General features: G+C 61.9%; 1 protein-coding gene. It reads left to right on the forward strand.

The window, feature by feature from the left end:
* Positions 1–236 (forward strand): NADH-quinone oxidoreductase subunit B (locus AAEY75_RS17105; RefSeq protein WP_502944467.1); only part of this gene is annotated, 236 nt, incomplete at both ends.

Below are 236 nucleotides of genomic sequence, written 5' to 3' on the forward strand. Positions count from 1 at the left end.
GCTGGAAGACGTGCTGAGTGGCGCGGTCAACTGGGGGCGTAAAAACTCCCTGTGGCCGTACAACTTCGGCCTTTCGTGCTGCTACGTGGAAATGACCACCGCCTTCACGGCGCCCCACGACATCGCGCGCTTTGGCGCCGAAGTGATCCGGGCCTCGCCGCGCCAGGCGGATTTCATGGTTATCGCCGGTACCTGCTTCATCAAGATGGCGCCGATCATCCAGCGTCTCTATGAGC

This window comes from Psychrobacter sp. TB55-MNA-CIBAN-0194, from assembly GCF_040309505.1.
Taxonomy (GTDB): domain Bacteria; phylum Pseudomonadota; class Gammaproteobacteria; order Pseudomonadales; family Moraxellaceae; genus Psychrobacter; species Psychrobacter fozii.